At 45.0% G+C, this 17554-nt stretch carries 19 protein-coding genes and 1 tRNA gene; 13 read left to right on the top strand and 7 right to left on the bottom strand.

Annotation, left to right across the window (positions count from 1 at the left end; genetic code table 11):
* Nucleotides 1-33: 33 nt before the first annotated feature.
* The gene (locus tag PHX29_04345) at nt 34-1206 is read right to left on the bottom strand and encodes a cell division protein FtsZ (protein ID MDD5605124.1); all 1173 of its coding nucleotides are present in this window, start codon (nt 1204-1206) and stop codon (nt 34-36) included.
* A 211-nt stretch (nt 1207-1417) separates the two neighbouring features.
* On the opposite strand from PHX29_04345, the gene PHX29_04340 reads away from it, so the two are divergent.
* The 12 genes from PHX29_04340 to PHX29_04285 all read left to right on the top strand — a co-directional run bounded on the left by PHX29_04340 (nt 1418) and on the right by PHX29_04285 (nt 13329).
* Nucleotides 1418-1789 carry an NADH-quinone oxidoreductase subunit A gene (locus PHX29_04340; protein MDD5605123.1) on the top strand — a complete coding sequence of 124 codons (372 nt, stop codon included), beginning with the start codon at nt 1418-1420 and terminating at the stop codon, nt 1787-1789.
* Between the two features lie 80 nt (nt 1790-1869).
* Nucleotides 1870-2367: an NADH-quinone oxidoreductase subunit B gene (locus tag PHX29_04335; protein ID MDD5605122.1), complete on the top strand. Its 498-nt coding sequence runs from the start codon at nt 1870-1872 to the stop codon at nt 2365-2367.
* Nucleotides 2368-2376: 9 nt separating this feature from the next.
* Nucleotides 2377-2826, top strand: coding sequence for an NADH-quinone oxidoreductase subunit C (locus PHX29_04330; GenBank protein ID MDD5605121.1), 450 nt, complete (start codon nt 2377-2379; stop codon nt 2824-2826).
* Nucleotides 2810-3919 (top strand): NADH-quinone oxidoreductase subunit D, encoded by a 1110-nt coding sequence (locus PHX29_04325; GenBank protein MDD5605120.1) that lies wholly within the window; start codon nt 2810-2812, stop codon nt 3917-3919. The genes PHX29_04330 and PHX29_04325 overlap by 17 nt, the downstream gene beginning before the upstream one ends.
* Nucleotides 3919-5025, top strand: coding sequence for an NADH-quinone oxidoreductase subunit NuoH (nuoH, locus tag PHX29_04320; protein MDD5605119.1), 1107 nt, complete (start codon nt 3919-3921; stop codon nt 5023-5025). Before PHX29_04325 ends, nuoH begins: the two co-directional genes overlap by 1 nt.
* Nucleotides 5012-6889 (top strand): FAD-dependent oxidoreductase, encoded by a 1878-nt coding sequence (locus PHX29_04315; protein ID MDD5605118.1) that lies wholly within the window; start codon nt 5012-5014, stop codon nt 6887-6889. Before nuoH ends, PHX29_04315 begins: the two co-directional genes overlap by 14 nt.
* A gap of 3 nt (nt 6890-6892) precedes the next feature.
* A complete protein-coding gene (locus PHX29_04310; GenBank protein MDD5605117.1) occupies nt 6893-7384 on the top strand; it encodes an NADH-quinone oxidoreductase subunit J in 492 nt (163 codons plus the stop codon).
* Between the two features lie 3 nt (nt 7385-7387).
* Nucleotides 7388-7696: an NADH-quinone oxidoreductase subunit NuoK gene (gene nuoK, locus PHX29_04305; protein ID MDD5605116.1), complete on the top strand. Its 309-nt coding sequence runs from the start codon at nt 7388-7390 to the stop codon at nt 7694-7696.
* A 3-nt stretch (nt 7697-7699) separates the two neighbouring features.
* On the top strand, nt 7700-9583 hold the full coding sequence (gene nuoL / locus PHX29_04300; GenBank protein ID MDD5605115.1) for an NADH-quinone oxidoreductase subunit L: 1884 nt from the start codon (nt 7700-7702) through the stop codon (nt 9581-9583).
* A 12-nt stretch (nt 9584-9595) separates the two neighbouring features.
* On the top strand, nt 9596-11071 hold the full coding sequence (locus PHX29_04295) for an NADH-quinone oxidoreductase subunit M (GenBank protein ID MDD5605114.1): 1476 nt from the start codon (nt 9596-9598) through the stop codon (nt 11069-11071).
* Nucleotides 11072-11077: 6 nt separating this feature from the next.
* Entirely contained in the window at nt 11078-12505 is a 1428-nt protein-coding gene (locus PHX29_04290) for an NADH-quinone oxidoreductase subunit N (GenBank protein MDD5605113.1), read from the top strand.
* Between the two features lie 20 nt (nt 12506-12525).
* On the top strand, nt 12526-13329 hold the full coding sequence (locus PHX29_04285) for a TatD family hydrolase (GenBank protein MDD5605112.1): 804 nt from the start codon (nt 12526-12528) through the stop codon (nt 13327-13329).
* Here PHX29_04285 and nth read toward each other — a convergent pair.
* From nth to PHX29_04255, 6 genes are all read right to left on the bottom strand, one after another.
* Complete coding sequence (gene nth / locus PHX29_04280; GenBank protein MDD5605111.1) at nt 13326-13961, bottom strand: endonuclease III; 636 nt, start codon at nt 13959-13961, stop codon at nt 13326-13328. The genes PHX29_04285 and nth overlap by 4 nt on opposite strands.
* Nucleotides 13962-14047: 86 nt before the next feature.
* Nucleotides 14048-14188, bottom strand: coding sequence for a DUF5679 domain-containing protein (locus PHX29_04275; GenBank protein ID MDD5605110.1), 141 nt, complete (start codon nt 14186-14188; stop codon nt 14048-14050).
* Between the two features lie 81 nt (nt 14189-14269).
* Entirely contained in the window at nt 14270-14848 is a 579-nt protein-coding gene (locus tag PHX29_04270; protein MDD5605109.1) for a Fe-Mn family superoxide dismutase, read from the bottom strand.
* Nucleotides 14849-14883: 35 nt separating this feature from the next.
* Nucleotides 14884-15411, bottom strand: coding sequence for a ferritin family protein (locus PHX29_04265; GenBank protein MDD5605108.1), 528 nt, complete (start codon nt 15409-15411; stop codon nt 14884-14886).
* Between the two features lie 52 nt (nt 15412-15463).
* Nucleotides 15464-16480, bottom strand: coding sequence for an NrpR regulatory domain-containing protein (locus PHX29_04260; protein ID MDD5605107.1), 1017 nt, complete (start codon nt 16478-16480; stop codon nt 15464-15466).
* A gap of 38 nt (nt 16481-16518) precedes the next feature.
* The gene (locus PHX29_04255) at nt 16519-17292 is read right to left on the bottom strand and encodes a HisA/HisF-related TIM barrel protein (GenBank protein ID MDD5605106.1); all 774 of its coding nucleotides are present in this window, start codon (nt 17290-17292) and stop codon (nt 16519-16521) included.
* Nucleotides 17293-17428: 136 nt separating this feature from the next.
* Between PHX29_04255 and PHX29_04250 the strand changes: the two genes are divergently transcribed.
* Nucleotides 17429-17505, top strand: a tRNA-His gene (locus PHX29_04250).
* Nucleotides 17506-17554: the final 49 nt, after the last annotated feature.

Genomic DNA, 17554 nt, shown 5'->3' with positions numbered 1-17554 from the left:
TTGTATATTAAGTGAACTTAACCCGGCAACCAATCATAAAAGCGAAGGTACGTCTCTCCCGGCTTCCTCGGTCAAGTCTGTTTTTACTCGCGCCTCTTCAGCTCTTTTTTCCTGCACTGTTGGCAACGAGGTAGCCTGCGCATAGATTTGACTAACCCTGGGAACACAAGCTATCCGGGAAAGAATAACCGTAACGTCGATTGACGCTTTATTTCGCGGATAGTCACCATTCCGGATTACTGCCCGAGAAGCATAATTCCTCAGGTGGTCCCCAAGCTCTTTTACGAGATTCATATTAAGTTCACGGTGAGGTGCAGAGATGAGATAAAGCCCATTATAAGCTTCCTCAGGATCGAAATCTATACTCATTTCGGCAAGCGCCTGATCCATTGCCTGAACACCACGCTGGACTGATGATCCCCTTTTGCGGAAATTGGGGCTATAATCCCATGGTAACGGAATAAAGGGTATTTTAACAACACCATAGCTGATTGCCGACCAGCCTTCCAGCGTTTGGATAATATCCCCAGCATCAAGAAGCCGGGATCCTATGTTGCCCCCTTTCTTTTCCTCTCCGGCTGACAGCGGATTTAAGAAAGGTTCGGTAATCATTCGGTTTATGCTTACGATGTTTGATTTTAGAGAATAGTCTTTGCGCACATAGCGCTGGTTATCCACCAGGAATATGGCATCCGCTACCGAATTGGTTGCTTTCAAGCATAAAGCAGAGTTATAAATCGCTCTCTCTTCGGTTTTTTCTTCATGTTCAAAAGGTAGCACCAGTAATCCGTACACCGGTTTATCAAACCGGTTTTTTAATTCCTGCACCAGTATCGGGGCTCCTCCCCCTCCAGTTCCCCCAGCTGTACCTGCTATGACCAGAAACGCATCCGCCTCATAAAAACGGGGAGTTGAACGCATTGCATCGATTATCTTATCGGAATCTGAGCGGATAATTTCAGCTCCCATCTCGCTGATTTTGGCAACTCCATGCCCCCTGGTTTTCCCGGCACCAGCCAATATTTTATGTTGATAGTCATTACGTATGCTTCTTATCGAAGCCATATCTGCAGCGTCTGTATTCACTGCAAAAGTATCCAGAATTATTTCAAGACGGCGGAATTCCATTGCCCTGGCCTGCAAACGGGCAAACTCATCAGCAATACGCCCTCCACACTGGCCGATTCCAACGACTACCAGTTTCATAATCAACCTCCTGGGGGTTTTCTTTTTGAAGTCTAAAACCTAATCCCCTCTTTGTCAATATCAAAAATCACAAAAACAACCCATTTATTACGCTTACAAGACCCAAAATATTCCTTGCTGTTACCTTCAAACTATTTGAAACAATTTTAGGTTTAGTGTTATACTAGCGAACCTTTCATTATCCCCATGTTGTATCCGCAACGGAGGGCAAATGCTTTCAGAGTTCAGCTTAATAGCCTTATTTATTTTAATTGTGCTCGGCTTTGCTACCAGCCTGGTTTTCATACCTGTTGCACTGAGAAAATTCGGAGTGGTACCTCATAACCCCACGAGTATTAAATCCGAACCATACGAATGCGGTATGGATACAATGGGTCCAACTTGGGTGCAGCTCAAAATACGCTATTATTTCTTAGCACTGCTTTTAATTACCCTCGATATCTTCATCGTCTTTTTATACCCCTGGGCTGTAGAACTGAAACAGCTGGGTATCAAAGGTTTTTGGCCGGTTGTTTCCTTTTTGGCAATCGCAGGCCTGGGTTACGTCTATGCATGGCGAAAAGGGGCACTTGAGTGGAAATAAGAATTGAACCAAGTTACCCGGAAATAGACTATCATGAATCTCACGTTATCAACGAGCTTAAATGTTCGGCTGCCCAACCAATACCCGAACCTTCTGAATGGTTGAGCGAAGAAATCAAGCGCAATGTTCTGGTTACTACAGTTGATAAGCTTTTAAACTGGGGGCGCAAAAGTTCGCTCTGGACAGAAACTTCTTTTACAGCTTGTTGTACATTCGAATTTATCAGCACTTCCTCATCCCGTTTCGATATTGCCCGTTTCGGCATGGAAGTACTTCGTTCTTCCCCGCGTCATTCGGATCTCATGGTCACCGCCGGCACCCTAACCTGGAAAATGGCACCCCAGATTAAACGGGTTTATGATCAAATGGCAGAACCCAAATGGGTTATTGCCATGGGCGCCTGTGGCATCAGTGGCGGTATCTTTGCAGATTCCTATTCAGTAGTCCCCGGTTATAACCGAATTTTACCGGTTGATGTATATATTCCCGGGTGCCCTCCACGCCCTGAAGCACTCTTGGCAGGCATCGAAAAACTCAGAAAAAAGATCGAGCAAAACTCGATATCAAGAAAGTCTTAACCAAGCATTATGACAACTCAGCTAAACAGTGAGAATATTGCCACGATTATCCAGAAACACATTTCGTCGTCAGATTATTACTTTGAGAATAACACAGTAGTAGTTGATCCCAGCCAAATGATAACAATCTGCCAGGTTTTAAAAACGACACCAGGCATCGAACTTGATTACCTTTCCTCGATAACTGCTGTAGATTACCTCGATTATTTTGAATTGGTTTACCTTTTTTATTCCATCGCACACAACCATTGCTTAACTATGAAGGTGCGCTGCCCGGATAAGAAAAATCCTTCCCTGCCATCGATAACCTCTCTGTACAACGGTGCCAACTTTCAGGAACGTGAAATATACGATTTGTTTGGTATCAGTTTTACATCTCACCCCAAACTAAACCGCATTTTTCTCTGGGAAGGCTTTCATGGTCATCCTCTCAGAAAGGACTATGAAAGTGACTCATAGCACCGACTCCGTTTTCATCAATTTAGGCCCCGTCCACCCCAGCACTCACGGGGTATTTCGAATGAGGGCGCACGTTGACGGCGAAGTCATCACAGAAATTGAACCGATTTTTGGATACCTGCACCGTGGTATTGAAAAATTGGCAGAGGGAAAAAGCTACCGTCAAATAATTCCACTCACCGACCGTTTAGACTACGTCTCTTCCATGACTAACAATCTGGCTTATTGTATGGCAGTTGAAAAGCTTGCGGGAATAGAGGTTCCCGAAAGAGCAGTATACATCCGGGTTATCATGTCCGAATTACAGAGAATCCTTAGCCACCTGCTGGGAATTGGTTCCTTTTTTAACGATATGGGAACATTTTTTACTCCATTTTTCTACATGTTCGTACAAAAAGAAAAAATAACTGATCTGCTTGAAATGGTTAGCGGACAAAGGTTGCTTTATAACTACATGCGTTTCGGCGGCGTAAGCCACGATTTGCCGGATACCTTTTTACCTGCATTAAACCGGTTTTTACGTGAAATGCCCGCCGAAATCGATAAATATGAACACCTGTTAAATGAAAATGAAATTGTGCTCGCCCGGAGCAAAAATGTTGGCGTTATTAGCCGGGAAATGGCTATTAATTCTTCTGTTTCCGGCCCGGTTCTAAGAGCTACCGGGGTGAACTGGGATATCCGGAAGGTTGATCCCTATTCATATTACGACCTCTTTGATTTCGATGTTCCAGTCGGTACAAAAGGTGATTGTTACGATCGCTATCGCGTACGCATCGAAGAGCTGCGCCAAAGCTTGAGAATACTCGAACAGGCTATTTCCAAACTACCGGCAGGCAGGGTATTAAACCCGGTTCCACTTCGGTTCAGGCCACCAGCTGGAGAAGCCTACAGCCACGTAGAAAGCAACAAGGGAGAACTTGGCTTCCATGTTATATCCGACGGGTCGGATAAACCCTATCGATTGCACGTGAGAGCCCCCTCCCTATTAAACCTTTCCGCTTTACGGGAGATGTTAATCGGTTGGAAACTTGCCGATGCCATAATTATCTTCGGCAGCATCGACATTTGCCTTGGCGAGGTTGATCGGTAATGATGGAGTTTTTATCATCCCCGGCAAGCATCCGCTCTGATTTACCCTTCGGTTTCTGGCTCCATCTTCTGGTATTCAGCATTGGCATCATAGCCCTGTTGCTTACCAGTGTAATTATATTCATATGGTTTGAACGCCGTTTGGTTGGAAGGTTTCAACTTCGCCTGGGCCCAAACCGAGCTGGTCCTATTGGTATATTTCAGTCGGTTGCCGATGTTATTAAAATTCTCACCAAGGAAGATATTATTCCCACCCGGGCAGATAAACTGCTTTTCTGGCTAGCCCCAATTATTTCTTTTAGTCCTGTGGTTGTAACACTTGCGGTGGTTCCGGTGGCCGGAGGGGCACTGCTAGCTGACCTAAACGTCGGGATTTTGTTTATAATGGCGATGAGTTCCATTATATCTGTCGGTGTTTTTACGGCTGGCTTTGCGTCTTATAACAAATATTCCCTGTTAAGCAGTATGAGAGTTGTTGCGCAGCTTGTTAGCTACGAAATCCCGCTTATCCTTTCCCTGGTTGGAGTTGTCATGTTAACAGGGTCACTCTCTCTGGATGATATGGTAAATGCGCAAACCATACCATTCATATTATTGCAGCCAGTTGGCTTTTTTATATTCTTTATTGCCAGTCTGGCAGAAATCAGCCGCAGCCCCTTCGACCTGCTTGAGGCGGACTCAGAACTTGTAGCAGGATACAATATAGAATACTCTGGCATGAAATTCGCAACTTTTTATTTAACCGAATACTGCGAAGCCATAGTGCTTTCGGCTATTACTGCTACGGTATTTCTAGGCGGATGGCAAGGTCCGTGGCTACCACCGATTATCTGGTTATTATTAAAAATTGGCCTTGTATTTAGTGTTATCGTATGGATTAGAGCCACGTTGCCAAGATTGCGTGTCGATCAGGTGATGGGCTTCGCGTGGAAATTTTTACTTCCATTAGCAGTACTGAATATTTTGATTACCGGACTGTTTATAACCCTCTGGCCGGAAGCTCCTGCCTGGATAAATGGCTCGGCTAACCTGCTCCTCCTGGTAATGTATGTGCTGATACGCTCCAGATTTTTCAGACCAGGAGGTACATCTGTTGGCGCGTCATAATTTTGGAAACGGTATCGCCAAAGGGATGGCGATTACCTTCTCTCATCTGTTCAAAAAGCCGGTAACAACCCAATACCCGGAAGAAAAACTTAATGTTTCTCGTCGTATTCGGGGTACCGAACTGGGATGGGCTTCCGATGCATGCAGCGCGTGTCTGCTATGCCAGGATTCGTGCCCGCACGGTTGCATTACCATCAATACATCCGGTACTCGGGATGAGCGACTGGTTGCTCCCTGCACTTCCACCTGTCCATCTAACGTAGATGCAGCTCGTTATGTACACCTGCTTTCAGAAGGCAAAACTGGAGAAGCAGTAGCAGTTGTCAGAGAGCGTATTCCTTTCCCGGTGGTTTGTGCGTATGTTTGCGCACACCCTTGCGAAGGCGCGTGTACTCGCGGGGAACTCGATCAACCGATTGCAATCCGCATGCTCAAACGCTACGCAGTAGATAATGACACCGGCATCTGGAGAGAGGGCGTTAAGCAATCCCCTCCAAGTGGCCGGAGTGTCGCTGTAATCGGATCTGGCCCTGCCGGACTTACCGCTGCCTATTACCTGGCCAGAAAAGGCCACCAGGTTACCGTATTTGACTCTTTACCGGAAGCCGGCGGAATGACACGTGTAGGTATACCCAGCTATCGCCTCCCGCGGCACCTGCTCGATCGGGATATCCGTGAAATTAAAAATGCTGGTGTTGAATTTCAAATGAATACAACAATCGATAATCCCCGCCAGCTCTTAAGCCAAGGATTTGATGCTGTATTTATTGGCATTGGCGCTCACCAGAGTGCTCGCTTGAATATACCCGGCGAAGATGATCCAAGGGTATTTGGCGGAGTAGAATTTTTAAAACCGGTTAATATGGGTAAAAAAGTACCGCTCGGAAAAAGAGTAATCATAATTGGCGGCGGTAATACCGCCATGGATGCCGCTCGTACTGCTGTTCGCCTCGGTGCTGAACAAGTATCTATTGTCTATCGCCGTTCTCGCAACGAAATGCCAGCCGCCACGGAAGAAATAGAAGATGCTGAAACCGAAGGAGTAAAGCTGATATTACTTGCAGCCCCGGTTAAAATTGATCGTGGTTTAGATTGCCTTAACCTCGAATGTGTAAAAATGCAACTGGGAGTGCCTGATGACAGTGGCCGCCGCAAGCCTGAACCAATCGAAGGCAGCCAGTTTATTATCCAGGCAGACAACATTATCGCTGCTATTGGACAAAAACCAATTATCGGTGTTAATTTTGGCCTTGAAACCAGTAAAGGCAATATAACCGTTAATCAAAATATGATGACTAGCATTAACCAGGTATTCTCAGCTGGAGATTGTGCAACCGGTCCAGCTACCATAATCGAAGCAATAGCGGGTGCCAGAAAAGCAGCAACTGCTATAGATATCACACTGGGTGGAGACGGCGATATCTCAGAAACCTTTGCGCCACCTGTTCAATGGCAACAACTGGTCAAGGATAATATACTTTGGACAACCCGCCCTGAATTCCCCATGATTGCACTTGAAAAGAGGAAAACTACATTCGATGGCACCGAACTGGGATGGGAGAAAATAACTGCCGAAACTGAAGCATCCCGATGCCTGAAGTGCGGGCAATACAATGTAGCTACGTACCATTTGGACGGAGGACGATGCATCTATTGCGGTTTGTGTGTTGAGTCCTGCCATTTTGATGCCCTTTTTATGGGTTGTGGCTACGAACACTCAAGCTACAAATTAGAAGAGACTGTTTTTAACGAAAACAACATGCGTTTAAATGATATCATTACACCCAGCGCATATAATCACCCCGAGTTGGAAGAAAGCCTGCCTAAACAAACTCTCCTGATCGATGGGGAGCGTAAAGGTTAATATATGGGTATGCAAATTGCATTCTGGATATTGTCTGTTCTGGTTGTGGTTGCAGCCACTGGGGTAATCTGGCAAAATAACCTCTTTCGAGCCGCATTATGCCTCATCCTTTGTTTCGTAGCAGCAGCTGGGGTATTCGTAACTTTAAGCGCCGATTTTCTAGCAGTAACTCAGCTGATCATTAATGTAGGCGCCGTCGCCATATTGTTAATTATGTCAATCATGCTTACCCGTAATATTACCAACGGCAGCCCGGCTAATAATCTTGGTTTACCTGCCTTGGCTGCTACCGGCATCCTGGCAGCAGCCATCATTATTGCATCTTTTGCTACTGACTGGCTGATTTCCCCCTCATCACCAATTGAACCCACTACATCAACCCTTGCTGATCTGCTGTTTAATAGTGAGGGCTTCGTATTCCTGATACAACTGGCAGCAATCCTGGTGTTAACTACAGTGATCGGCGCTATAGTGTTGTTAAAGGGGGAGGAATAGCGTATGCCAGGGCTTGAACACTATTTAGTTCTTTCCGCTTTGTTGTTTGGCATTGGACTTACCGGGGCCATTATAAAGAGAAATGCCATTGCCGTTCTGATGTGCATAGAGATTATGCTGGCAGGTGTAAATATTGCCATGGTGGCATTTTCGCGTTTTATTACTCCGGTCCAGCTTACTGGGCAGCTCTTCACAATATTTATTATCATTGTAGCTGCCGCTGAGGTTGCAGTAGGGCTTTCTATTATCCTTGCCCTTTACCGCCACCGCCAGACGGTTGATACTGAAAAAATAGATTTACTCAAATGGTAAATTATGAATAATATTTCCGAACTAGTATTCTGGCTGATACCCGGATTGCCACTGGCGGCTTTCGTAGTTGTCTTTATAGGCTTGCGTACTTTACGTGCGAGCGCCGGCTTTGGCGCACTTGTATCTATCGGCGCAACGATTGCATCATTCGGGCTCTCTCTCTGGACGTGTATCAAGATGTTTTACAAGCCGGAAATCCATTTACTGGATGGTTTTACATGGTTTTCTCCCGGCAACACCATTACCGCCGATGTCGGCTTTCTCATCAATCCGCTAACTGCAATCATGTTGGTGGTCGTGAGTACAATCAGCCTGCTGGTTCAGATATACTCGATTGGTTACATGCGGGGAGATGGTGGATTGAACCGATACTTCTCTTTCATCTCACTATTCACTTTTGCCATGCTATCGCTGGTAATGTCGGATAATTTGCTTGTTATGTTCATGTCCTGGGAACTGGTTGGTCTTTGCTCATATCTCCTGATAGGTTTCTGGTTCCACCGTCCAGAGGCGGCTAACGCAGCTAAAAAAGCCTTCTTTATTACACGTATTGGGGATTTCGGGTTCCTGGCAGCTATTCTGGTTTTATTCAATGCTGCCGGCACTTTCGATATACAAGGTATCCATCAAGCCGCTGCTGCCGGTATTATATCCGGGTCAGCAATAACTTGGGCAGCTCTCGGTATATTTTTTGGCGCAATGGGTAAGTCTGCCCAGTTCCCACTTCATACCTGGCTGCCCGATGCCATGGAAGGCCCAACACCGGTCAGCGCGCTGATTCATGCTGCCACCATGGTAGCCGCAGGCGTCTTTCTAGTTGCGCGGATGTACCCTCTTTTTGAACTCTCTGAAGCTGCGTTGACTGTTGTATCAATCGTAGGGGGAATCACGGCATTGCTGGCAGCAACCATCGCGCTCGTGATGTGGGATATTAAAAGAGTACTTGCCTATTCGACAATTAGCCAGCTCGGCTATATGATGGCAGGCATTGGCCTCGGTGGACCGGCAATAGCTATTTTCCATCTTTTCACGCATGCGTTTTTTAAAGCACTCCTGTTTATGGGGGCTGGCTCGGTTAGCCATTCAACCGGTACGTTTGATATGCGTAAAATGGGTGGTCTTTCCCGGTATATGCCATGGACATGTGTCACCTTTGTGATTGGTGCCCTCAGCTTGTCAGGTATTTGGCCTCTAGCTGGTTTTTTTAGCAAGGAAGCCATCCTCGCCAATGCAGCAAATAACCAACCAGTACTTTTCGCAATTCTACTATTAACAGTCTTGTTGACAGCTTTTTATATGTTCAGGGTAGTGTTTACAACCTTTGGAGGCAGATATAACGGCCAGGGTAAACCACATGAGTCTCCAATGGTAATGCTGCTACCTATGATTGCCCTGGCAATTCTAGCAATATCTTCAGGTTGGCTAAACGCAACCGGCACTATTGATTCATTACTGGGAGATGGCATAGAACAATCTTGGATTACCGGGATTTTCGGCGTCTTTTCCCATCTACTAACGTGGGTATCACTGATGCTGGTAGCAGGCGGCATATTCCTTGCGTGGACTATCTATTCTAAAAAATGGTTTTCTGCTGATAGAATATCAACCAGATTCGCCCCAGCTTATGCCTTGCTAGCCAATAAATATTGGTTTGATGAATTTTATAACGATATTATTGGCGGAACAATACTAAATAAAGGTTTGTTTGGCGCCTTCGAGAAGTTAGATAATCTGATTGTAGACAGGGCAGTAAATGGAACTGCTACCCTGATACATAATACCAGCGCCCTATTGCGCAAGGCGCAAAACGGTAAGCTCCAGACATACTTGTTCTTTTTTACGGCTGGCCTGGCGTTAATATTATTCTTGGTAATAATAATCAGATAGAAGGAAGGCAACTTGGGATTTCTTTCAATAACAATATTCTTACCAGTTCTGGGAGCTCTGCTTCTTTCTGTTCTCCCTGAGAAAAACTCGCGCGTTCCACGTGTTGTTGCTCTTGCAATAACCTGTTCAACACTGATACTGAGCTGTGTCCTTTTTGCAACCTATGACCGTTCCCTGGGCGGATTTCAATTTGTTGACGTAATTACATGGATACCAGCGATTAGTTCCAGCTATCATGTTGGGCTGGACGGTTTAAGCTTAAGCCTGGTAACGCTTACCGCTCTGCTTGCGGTTATTTCAGTGTTAGCTTCCCGTCATGTGTCCAGCCAGCCCAAAGCTTTTTATGCCTGGCTTTTACTTCTTCAAAGCTGCATTATGGGAGTTTTCTCATCCCTTGATCTCCTACTGTTTTTCATTTTTTGGGAGCTTGAAGTCGTACCTCTTTATTTCCTTATTTCCACCTGGGGCAGTAATCGCAAAGAACATTCAGCTATCAAGTATGTTCTCTTTACACTTCTCGGCAGTGCATTTATGCTGGCAGGAATTGTTGCGTTATATTTTACCGCTGGTACTTTCAGCCTGACCGAATTATACAATACCGACTTTGCCTTGGTAGCCAGCGGAATTCCTCTAGCGGCTATGTTCTTCCTGCTGCTGGCCGGTTTTGCAGTGAAACTCCCCATTTTTCCCCTCCATGGCTGGCTGCCTGATACATATTCAAATGCGCCAACAGCTGCTAGTATTCTACTTGCCGGTGCCCTCAGTAAAATGGGAGGATATGGCATATTACGCATTTGTCTGGGTCTATTCCCAGAAGTAGCCTCGAACTTTGCCCCAATATTTATGTGCCTTGCCGTTGTAAATATCTTATACGGGGGAGCTATTGCCCTCAAGCAAAAAGAAATCAAGCGCCTGATTGCTTATTCCAGTTTCAGCCATATGGGTTTCGTCCTGCTTGGCCTGTTTTCTCTTAATGAAATCGGCTTCACCGGTGCAGCACTTCAAATGGTGAGTCACGGTCTCATCATCGGTTTGTTATTTGCCGGCGCAGCAGTTCTTACAGAACGCACTGGCACTAGCAGTATCGATAAAATGGGCGGTCTTGCCCGGCAGATGCCTGTACTTTGCGGACTCGTATTTGTGGCTGCTATCGGCGCAATGGGAGTACCAACAAGCAGCGGTTTTGTGGCAGAAATCTCGGTTTACCTGGGCGCCTTTTCTGCCAACGCAAGTATTGCGAAAGCTGTAACAATTATTTCCCTCACCGGCATTCTAATTTCGGCTGCTTATATGTTGAACATGATGAAAAATGTTTTCTTTGGACCGGTGAATGAAAGTTTCAACAGAATTAAGGATATCTACACAATCGAAAAGCTATATCTTGGGGTACTTGCTGCCGGTATTTTTACAGTCGGCTTGTATCCCCAGTTGATAACCACTGTTCTAAAGCCAGCCATAAAAGGTTTGGCGGTACTGTGGGGAGGTTAACTTAATTTGAACTGGCTAGATATACTACCCGAAATTATAATAGCTGCTACTGCTGCGATAATAATCATTGTAGACCTCATCAGCCGCAGACCAATGCTCTCCACCGTGCTTGCTATATCTGGTATAGCTGCATCGATGGTTGTTGCGTGCACTTCTACTGTTAAATTACAACCGCTTTTCGATGGCATGCTTTTTATAGACGGATGGAGCAAAATGATCAGAGTGCTCTTGTTGATAGTAGCCGCTGGCGTGGTAATCGCATCAACTGATTATCAACTCAAACTAAAAAGCCTGTGGGCAGAGTACCACGCTCTTGTATTATTCGCCCTGCTTGGTATGATGATCATGGCAATGGCCAGCAATCTGATTTCGGCTTTTGTTGCAATAGAGATTACCACCATATCGTTTTTTATTTTGGTTGGCCTGCTTAAAAATCCAAGTTCCAGTGAAGCTGCGCTCAAAATGATGCTTACCGGCGCTATTGCTTCTGCAGTTATGCTTTATGGCATGGCTTTTATTTTTGGATCCACCGGAAGCACTGGTTTTTCTGATATTGCACTGCATTCCAATCCGGATTTTTCCAGCGGTTTGTTACTGGGAATACTATTACTCATGGTCGGACTATTCTTTGAAGCCGGTGCGGTGCCTTTTCATATGTGGATTCCAGATACTTACGAGGGCGCACCAACTCCTGTAACCATGTATTTATCCGCGGGTTCCAAGGTTGCCGGCATAGCAATAATAGCGCGGATCTTCAGCATGGCTTTTACGCACCCGCAACAGCTTGGAGCAGGTTGGGGCATAATCGTCGCGGTTATAAGCGCAATCACTATGACACTCGGTAACATACTTGCCCTGCAACAAAATAATATTAAGCGCCTGCTGGCTTATTCAGGAATTGTCCATACGGGTTATATGTTGATCGGCATAGCAACCATCGGCCTTGGCAGTCAGATATCCGGAGATGAGAAACTGTTCTTCTATCTGGTTGCTTTCGCTCTGGCAGAAATTGCCGTTTTTTCCGCTGTTATTGTAATCACACGGCAAGTTGGCAGCGATAATATTGAAAGTTTTACCGGGCTGGCACGTCGCTCCCCGGTTATGTTTGCCACTCTGAGTATAGGTTTATTCTCCCTGATGGGATTACCACTAACTGCGGGTTTCATGGCAAAGCTCTTTATCTTTACTTCGGCTATCAATAATGGTTTACTTTGGCTCGTGATCATCGCAGTGATTAATACAGTCATTTCTGCGTATTACTATCTTAAAGTTGTGCGAATAATGTGGCTTGGCAAACCTTCCGACGATTCTTCTATCAATCTGCCAAAAGCCCCCGTAATGGTATCGTCGTTATCTGGGTTGGGATTACTGCTTCTGGGCATCGCCCCCTATTTACTCCTAAAACTCACAGAAAACATACTTATTATCCCCTGATTAGTTCTTTTGGAGCAATTTTGTTTATAGACAGTCACGCACACCTGTACCTTGAAGAGTTTGACTACGACCGGGAACAGGTGATAATAAATGCCCATAATGCTGGGGTAGGAATAATCATAAACGCCGGCATAGATCCTGATTCTTCGCAAGAGGCGATAAAACTGGCTGGCGCTTTTCCCGGTTTACTAGCTACTGCAGGAATTCATCCCCAGGCCACCTCTTCTGCTAATTACCAGTCAATTGAAAAGATAGATATGCTGGCAGCAGATACCAGTGTTGTAGCGATTGGTGAAATTGGACTCGATTACTACCGGGAAACTCAATCAAAAGATGTTCAGCTACAGGTTTTTGAAGATATGCTTGCTATCGCTTCGGTTAAAAAACTCCCGGTTGTTATCCACTGCCGCTCCGCTGAAGAAGATACGCTGAAGGTATTAAATAAATGGTCAGGGCGGACCCGCCCAGTCCGCGGAAAGTGGCGTGGTATAAGACATTGTTTTAGCGAAAACCTGGAAACCGCCTTACTTTATGTCGATATGGGCTTTATGCTTTCTTTCGGAGCTTATGTCGGTTATCCATCATCAAAAAACCTATGCCCGGTACTTGAAGAACTACCCTCGGACTCTTTCCTACTGGAAACCGACTCTCCCTATCTGCCTCTACAAAAAATGCGCGGAAAGCGTAACGACTCTTCATACATACCTCTTATTGCAGAAACAATCGCCTCAATCCGGGGAGAATCCATTTCAGATGTTGCCCGCAATACAACAGAAAATGCACGACTCATTTTCGGTCTGGACCCATCAATTACAATTATCTAAATTGCCGCCGATGGGCACAAATCCGAAAGAACGCAATCATGACACTTAGGCCTTCGAGCAATGCAAATATTACGACCATGCTCTATCAGCAAGTAAGTAAAACGCCCCCAATAACCTTTAGGAACAATCGACATCAAGTCTTTTTCGATAAGATCTGGGTTATTGTGGGTGGTCAAACTCAAAAGACGACTCACGCGTTTTACGTGAGTATCTACCGCTATGCCTTCCTCTTTACCAAAGGCGTTATGCAGCACCACATTTGCTGTCTTGCGTGCGACACCGGGCAAAGCAAGCATTTCAGCCATGGTATCCGGTACTTTACCATCGTATTTTTCCAGCAATGTTCTTGCCGCGCCTTGAATACTTTTAGCTTTATTACGATAGAATCCGCAAGAATGAATAATATTCTCAAGTTCGCTCGTATCTGCCTCAGAATATTCTTTTGGACTCCTATACTTGTCAAACAAAGCAGGAGTAACCTTGTTGACGACAGCATCGGTGCACTGTGCAGAAAGAATAGTTGCCACCAAAAGCTCCAGAGGATTTGAAAATGTAAGGGCAATACGTGCAGTCGGGTACTGGTTTTCCAGAAGTTTTATTATATAAGTAATCTTGCCTATTTGCTGATTCAAAGTCTTTACTGTTCAATCCTTCCAAATATTATGGCAGGCAGATCCTTCTCTGCCTGCCATAAACCCAGTGAGGTCGTAATTAGAAATCAGGCTTTACCAATTTTGAACATCTTGGTGCCACAAACGGGGCATACACCCTGAGTAGCCGGACGCCCGTTCTTCATAACGATATTCCGAGCATCTTTCATTTCCCTTTTGGCGCGGCATTTGACGCAGTAACCCTGCATTATTCACCTCCGTTCGGTTGCTAGTAAGCAAGCATAAAACAATTGACTGGCAGTGTCAATAGTTTTTAAGGCTAAAGTAGATTATTTTAATCGTCTGTTAACTGCTTCCCAATCGATTGCAGAAAAGAAGGCTTCAATATAATCAGCGCGCTTGAGTCCATAATCGCCTATATAAGCATGCTCGAACACATCCATCACCAGCAATGGTTCACAGGTTGCCAGATGACCGGTTTCATGCTCATTTATCCATTGGTTAAACAACTGGCCGGTTTCGGTGTCCTGATACAATACCACCCAGCCAATTCCTCGCATTTTCCCAGTAGCCTTAAAATCTTTTTCCCAATTTTCCCAAGAACCGAACTGTTGCGCAATAGCCTTGGCAAAATCCGAGTTTTTATACAGTTTTATCTGGCTACCGAGATTGCCAAAATACAATTCATGGAGCCTCATTCCGTTAAACTCAAATCCAAATCTTCTTTTCAGCTCGGCAAACTCAGGGGTGCTCTCCCTGTTGGTGTGAAGCATGTCGGATGATATCGCTGATAATTTATTGGTGTTTACGACGTAACCCTTGTAAAGAGTAAAGTGATTTTCCAACAGAGAATCGCTGAAACCGGGCGTTCCTTTAAGATGCTTGTAATCCCTGGCAGTGTATTCCATAGCTCCCTCCCACCAATTATTATTTTTCGCTTCTGCTATGCCCCGTCCAGAGAATGGCGTTCTTTAACTGTAAACCACCCTGCCGGATCACGAAGATATTCGGCATAATCATTTAAAGCCAGCGAATGTTCGCGTTCTTCAGCAATAATAGCCTTAAAAAAGTCATTTTCAACGGCAGATTTCGCCTGGCTGTTCAGGCGCGTATATAAAGAAATAGACTCGTCTTCCATCTCCCTGGCAGCTTCAACCGCTTTAATTTCCGTATCATATTTAATGTTCGCAATATTAATTTTATCCAAAGACTCGGAAAATATAGTATGGAATCTCTGGCTCGGTGCGGTTTTCACAACAACTTCCGGCCAGTGATTATTTTTTTTCAGCTGATTGTAGATATCAACAAATCGCCGTGCATGTTCATCTTCTTCCAAGGCAAGCGAAGCAAAAAGTTTTCTACCGGCTTCGTTAGAGCTGTTCAGTGATGCTTGTTGATAATATTTTTTACCGTCGGCTTCCATTTTCAACGCCAACTCCAGGCCATGTAAAACAGCTTCAGTTCCTTTCATAATTTGTACCTCTTTTGGTTAACTTATGTACATTCTGTAAAAAGTAATGATACTACTTTCTGATTATTTGCTGGAAAACGACAAGATCGGCGAAGTCTACAGATCCACTCATAGCCCTGGAATTGATTGCAACGCCGGCTTCAACTGCGGCTGCTATAGGATTAAGCCCTCCGATTAGCACTAGTCCAATTCTCCCGGTCCCAACCGGTACACCACAGACGGGTTTACCAGGACTGCCTATGATCAAAGGGGGATTAATTCCAGCTTTTTCAAGGCTGCTAAATACCGCTTGTGCTTGTTCTATACAAATCGATGGTATTTCTCTGAAATTGGCAAGAATCTTGCCTTCCCCTGAGGCGGATGTTTCTGTAACACTTGTCATTCGCCCGGAAATAAATATTTCAGAAGGGTCAAGTGAGGAACCGGAGTATTCAATAAGGTCTGTAAATCTAAATGGATACCCATTCCGAAACTGGAGTATTCCACCAAAACGAGAGTCGATAGGAATGCCGGCTTTTAGCATTGCACCATTAATTATAATACTACAAATAGTTGCGATACCGGCACAACCCGGTGGGATAATAGTCTCGCCCAGCGTCTTTCCCTCTTCAGCAATTGCTATTAACCTTCCAGCGCATAGACGAGATTGCATGACAGGTTCCATTGCTTCCAAGGCACGGGTAAGTTCTTTTTGAGGCACAATAGAAATGTTTACAGGAATTCTGCCTGTCATATCAAAGGGATTAAACGAAACTTGATACGAGAGCAATTCAATACGGTCGATAACAAAACCAACTTTATCCGCTACCATGGCATCTTCAAGCTCTTCCAGGCCTTTAGGTGTAATCAAACGGCCATCCCTCCGGCTGACCTTACAAGTCAGCCCTCTCTCATCCATAAGGTTTAAATGATAACGCACCCCGCGTTCTGACAATTCAATACCGTATTGCTCTCCAAGAAGGCGAGCAATCACTTTGCTTCCAACAGCTTTCCGTGAATGGGCGATAATGCGCAGAATTGCCATGCGCTGTCGCTCAACTTCAAAGCCATCCTGGTTAATGACTCTCATCTGTTTTTCTAGTGATTCTCCGAATACAGTCCCGGTACTTATTGAGATACCTTGATATGCTTGTCTTCCAGATACTCTTTTATCTCCGAAGGACGAAGTTTGCCTGAAAGAAATACTGAAGAGGCGGCTACACCACTAGCACCAGCCTCGCTGACAACTTTATAGAAATGTTCAAGCTCTCCAGCTCCTCCTGCAGCTATAACCGGTATGGATATCGCTGAGGTTATCGCTTGAGTCATGGCAATATCATAACCTTTCCCAGTGCCTGCTGTATCATAACTTGTGAGTAATACCATGCCTGCCCCAAGAAATTCAGCCATTTTCAACCAGTCAATCAGATTTATACCGGTAGGTTCACTTTCAAGATGATGAACCAGTTCAAATTCAGGCTTGCCGCTATCAGGCGGATTTTTCTTACCCCTGACAGCTACCACAACTCTTTCTTTGCCATAATTTCTGGATAACCGGTCAATTATTGACTGATCGGTATCCGCTATTACATCAATCACAACCCGGTCGACACCTGTATTGAGGATTACTTCGAAATCTTCGTAAGTATTCATTGAATAGCCGAATAATATCGGGATATCTACCGCCGTTTGTAATTGACAAATGATATCCTCCCAAATTTTAAAACCCAAGCGAGGCACATCAACATCAATAAAAGCAATTTCATCAGCACCCCCAAGGCTTACTTGCCGGGCTATCCCAACGGGATCCTGGCCTTCTTCATGCTCTGGCGAATCTTCTGTTAATTTAACCTTTGTGTGAAGAAGATCAAAAAAAGGAATAACGGTAACACCCTTATTCATCGATACCTCCGAGAATTTATGATGATTTTAATATACCAACCGCCTTATTAAAGCATATCGTTTTACAGGTGTAAAGCTAGCAAAATGGTTTGAATTGAAAGATGCAACCCTGTTTGGCTATAATGTCATGGTCGCGGTGAGTGTAGCCCAGTGGTCTAAGGCGCCAGGTTGTGGCCCTGGAGATCGAGGGTTCAAATCCCTCCACTCACCCCAGTTTTTTACCTCTTCCAAATCAAGCCGGTATTTCCGTTGATACTGACAT

It is taken from the genome of Dehalococcoidales bacterium (genome assembly GCA_028717385.1).
In the GTDB taxonomy this organism is placed as follows: Bacteria; Chloroflexota; Dehalococcoidia; order Dehalococcoidales; family CSSed11-197; genus CSSed11-197.
This window is presented reverse-complemented; position numbering and strand designations above follow the sequence as displayed.

Coding starts and splice junctions, on each gene's coding strand:
- PHX29_04345 (MDD5605124.1), bottom strand. CDS start 1,206: ATGAAACTGGTAGTCGTTGGAATCGGCCAGTGTGGAGGGCGTATTGCT.
- PHX29_04340 (MDD5605123.1), top strand. CDS start 1,418: ATGCTTTCAGAGTTCAGCTTAATAGCCTTATTTATTTTAATTGTGCTC.
- PHX29_04330 (MDD5605121.1), top strand. CDS start 2,377: ATGACAACTCAGCTAAACAGTGAGAATATTGCCACGATTATCCAGAAA.
- PHX29_04325 (MDD5605120.1), top strand. CDS start 2,810: ATGAAAGTGACTCATAGCACCGACTCCGTTTTCATCAATTTAGGCCCC.
- nuoH (MDD5605119.1), top strand. CDS start 3,919: ATGATGGAGTTTTTATCATCCCCGGCAAGCATCCGCTCTGATTTACCC.
- PHX29_04310 (MDD5605117.1), top strand. CDS start 6,893: ATGGGTATGCAAATTGCATTCTGGATATTGTCTGTTCTGGTTGTGGTT.
- nuoK (MDD5605116.1), top strand. CDS start 7,388: ATGCCAGGGCTTGAACACTATTTAGTTCTTTCCGCTTTGTTGTTTGGC.
- nuoL (MDD5605115.1), top strand. CDS start 7,700: ATGAATAATATTTCCGAACTAGTATTCTGGCTGATACCCGGATTGCCA.
- PHX29_04275 (MDD5605110.1), bottom strand. CDS start 14,188: ATGCAGGGTTACTGCGTCAAATGCCGCGCCAAAAGGGAAATGAAAGAT.
- PHX29_04270 (MDD5605109.1), bottom strand. CDS start 14,848: ATGGAATACACTGCCAGGGATTACAAGCATCTTAAAGGAACGCCCGGT.
- PHX29_04265 (MDD5605108.1), bottom strand. CDS start 15,411: ATGAAAGGAACTGAAGCTGTTTTACATGGCCTGGAGTTGGCGTTGAAA.
- PHX29_04260 (MDD5605107.1), bottom strand. CDS start 16,480: ATGAGAGTCATTAACCAGGATGGCTTTGAAGTTGAGCGACAGCGCATG.
- PHX29_04255 (MDD5605106.1), bottom strand. CDS start 17,292: ATGAATAAGGGTGTTACCGTTATTCCTTTTTTTGATCTTCTTCACACA.